The 2,816-nt window shown below is 41.5% G+C and carries 6 protein-coding genes; 1 reads left to right on the top strand and 5 read right to left on the bottom strand.

Going from position 1 to position 2,816, the window contains the following annotated elements; all coding sequences use genetic code 11:
- Positions 1-475: zinc ribbon domain-containing protein (locus tag H6G32_RS26295; RefSeq protein ID WP_190463690.1), on the top strand; the 475-nt coding region annotated here is incomplete at its 5' end.
- A gap of 81 nt (positions 476-556) precedes the next feature.
- On the opposite strand, the gene H6G32_RS26290 is transcribed toward H6G32_RS26295, so the two are convergent.
- From H6G32_RS26290 to H6G32_RS26270, 5 genes are all read right to left on the bottom strand, one after another.
- The gene (locus H6G32_RS26290; RefSeq protein ID WP_309232644.1) at positions 557-883 is read right to left on the bottom strand and encodes a type II toxin-antitoxin system PemK/MazF family toxin; all 327 of its coding nucleotides are present in this window, start codon (positions 881-883) and stop codon (positions 557-559) included.
- Positions 884-903: 20 nt separating this feature from the next.
- A complete protein-coding gene (locus tag H6G32_RS26285) occupies positions 904-1,143 on the bottom strand; it encodes a hypothetical protein (RefSeq protein ID WP_190463689.1) in 240 nt (79 codons plus the stop codon).
- Positions 1,144-1,611: 468 nt separating this feature from the next.
- A complete protein-coding gene (locus H6G32_RS26280; protein ID WP_190463687.1) occupies positions 1,612-1,992 on the bottom strand; it encodes a calcium-binding protein in 381 nt (126 codons plus the stop codon).
- 71 nt (positions 1,993-2,063) lie between these two features.
- Complete coding sequence (locus tag H6G32_RS26275; RefSeq protein WP_190463686.1) at positions 2,064-2,243, bottom strand: hypothetical protein; 180 nt, start codon at positions 2,241-2,243, stop codon at positions 2,064-2,066.
- 98 nt (positions 2,244-2,341) lie between these two features.
- The coding region (locus H6G32_RS26270) for a zinc ribbon domain-containing protein (RefSeq protein WP_190453510.1) at positions 2,342-2,816 on the bottom strand (475 nt) is incomplete at its 5' end.

Below are 2,816 nucleotides of genomic sequence, written 5' to 3'. Positions count from 1 at the left end.
ACATCAAATTGGTGTAGTGGTATTTGGGTGGAATCAGGGACAAAGACAAGAAGCGCAGTTAGGTAGAACAACGCAATCATTTGTGCAGATACCAACCGCCAAACTCAAAAAACGAGTTAAACAGTTATGCGAGTACCACGGCATCAAATTTGTAGAAACTGAAGAATCCTATACCAGTAAAACTAGTTTTTTAGATGGTGATTTTCTACCTACTTTCGGCGCAAAACCTGAAGGGTGGAAACCAAGTGGAAAACGAGTAAAACGCGGTATGTTCCGCACAGGAAAAGGACTATTTATTAACGCTGATTTAAATGGTGCAGCGAATATACTTCGCAAGGTAGAGACAGAATTAGGACTCGTCCTAGTCAAGGTCTGTAGGCAAGTTTTGACCCTTGCTACCAGATTTCGTATCTGGGAAACCAAAACTAAAAAGCGAAGTGGTACGGCTTCAGCCTACCACGTAGTATCAGTTTAGAATCCCCGTGTCTTTAGACCGGGGAGAGGTCAATTGTCCGAAAACTATCAAATTCCTATTATATCATTTTTCATCATGTCGTTATAGTTGGAAAGTTTGAATTAAGCGAGTGTTTAACTCTTGCAGTTGATTGATTCCTAAATTACCAATACGGCGGGTAATCAAATTTCTATCTATAGTAACAATTCGCGATACAATCACTTTAGAACTAACTTTTAAACCCGTGCTGGCAAACTCTAAATCTGAATCACTAATCAAGAATTCTTCTGGTTGCAAAGTTATTAAGTTTTGAGAAGAAATAAAACAAATAACAATATCATTACTACCCGTAGAACTAACCCATAGTACCACAGCAGGACGTAACTTAGTTTGACTGAAATCAGTAAATGGGAAGGGCGCTAAAATCACATCTCATTTTTTAATAGACATTAGATAGGTTCTACGTCTGCTAAGGTATAAATGTCTGGTTCATCATGCAAAAAATCAAATGAGCCTCCTATCTCAGCAACTTTCATTAATTCTTGATTTGAGGGTTCAGAACTATCAAAAAATAGCTTTTCTTCCAAAATTTGGCGTTCTTCTTGAGAAAGAGAGCGAATAACTTGAATGAGCGTATTTATCAATTTTATATTCAGAGATTTGGTTTCAACTGTTTCCCTCTCACTCATGCTCATACCTCGTGTATTTGACAAATAGCTTATTTTAATATATTAAATCTTTCCTTGGTTGATTCTGCACTAAGTAAGTAGGCGAAAAGAAATCAAACTATGTTAAGCAAAGTAAAAACTATTGAAATTTGCTCGTAGTGAGGGCTAAAGCCCTCTTTCGTAGGGCTGAGAGCCCCTTACTACAAACCTTTAATTATTTACGTTGCTCTACTTATTTCAATTGTCAAGGGAATTCTCAAGTAGAAATTAGAAACAATACCTATATCGACCTTTATATCAGAGAAGGAAACTCAGTTAATGTCCGATGGGATAGAGGGAGTTGCTGAGAAGCCCACACTGTATGCAAGCATACAGTGTGGGAGTAAGCTGACAATCCTATAATGTGCATACCATCATTCAATCTAACTCTTGTGGGGTGGGCAGGAAAGCCCGCCCTTGATGTTCAAATTAAAAGCCCAACAGCTTATGTCAAAATTTATAGCCTCTAGCAAGCCAATATTGCCAGTCTGCGAGTGCTTCTAGGCTTTCGCTATCAGCATCAATTGCCTCTATTTCTGATAGCTTGGCAGAAAACACATCTTCATCTTTACCATCTGGATAAACCACTTCCACCAACATATCTTTTAAACACTCATCCTCTGGTGCCATTCCTAGCACTTCAACTTGTTTCTCCTCGACAGCGGTTGATTTGCGTCCCTTCTTTTTCCACTTAGCCAGAAAGGGAACGTTAAGATTATCGTCGAGGTAGTAGTACCAACCCATCGCCCGTTCTTCTTTGTCCTCAGCATCGACAATTATCTCTGTTTTAATGCGATGCTCGCGGATTTCGTCAGGTTCAACACTAGGCATAAGATAAATGCTTGCGTATGATGAATTCTGAAATATGGTAGATCGTTTTGGCGATATCTGTCGATAAACCCCTAGACATCTATTTTTGTCACTGCTGTATCACCCAAGCCTATCGCTAGCCGCCGAGAGTGCGATCGCCTCCGGCGGGCGCTCTGCGCCATCGCTTCGGGCGGGCCGAGTGCCCATCGCCTCCGGCGGGCGCTCTGCGCCATCGCTTCGGGCGGGCCGAGTGCCCATCGCCATCTAGCCACCTGCTAAACTGCTAACAGGAGCCTTCCTTTGTGCAAATCTCCGGAATGCCACAATTCAAACTAGATTGACCTCTCCCCGGTCTAAAGACACGGGGATTCTAAACTGATACTACGTGGTAGGCTGAAGCCGTACCACTTCGCTTTTTAGTTTTGGTTTCCCAGATACGAAATCTGGTAGCAAGGGTCAAAACTTGCCTACAGACCTTGACTAGGACGAGTCCTAATTGTGTCTCTACCTTGCGAAGTATATTCGCTGCACCATTTAAATCAGCGTTAATAAATAGTCCTTTTCCTGTGCGGAACATACCGCGTTTTACTCGTTTTCCACTTGGTTTCCACCCTTCAGGTTTTGCGCCGAAAGTAGGTAGAAAATCACCATCTAAAAAACTAGTTTTACTGGTATAGGATTCTTCAGTTTCTACAAATTTGATGCCGTGGTACTCGCATAACTGTTTAACTCGTTTTTTGAGTTTGGCGGTTGGTATCTGCACAAATGATTGCGTTGTTCTACCTAACTGCGCTTCTTGTCTTTGTCCCTGATTCCACCCAAATACCACTACACCAATTTGATGT

The organism is Cylindrospermum sp. FACHB-282 (assembly GCF_014697195.1).
GTDB lineage: Bacteria > Cyanobacteriota > Cyanobacteriia > Cyanobacteriales > Nostocaceae > Cylindrospermum.
Note: the sequence above shows the minus strand (reverse complement) of the source record. Positions and strands in the feature narration are given on the sequence as shown.

Excerpts from the sequence above, each read along its gene's own strand:
- H6G32_RS26285 (WP_190463689.1), bottom strand. The coding sequence starts at position 1,143 with ATGAGTGAGAGGGAAACAGTTGAAACCAAATCTCTGAATATAAAATTG.
- H6G32_RS26280 (WP_190463687.1), bottom strand. The coding sequence starts at position 1,992 with ATGCCTAGTGTTGAACCTGACGAAATCCGCGAGCATCGCATTAAAACA.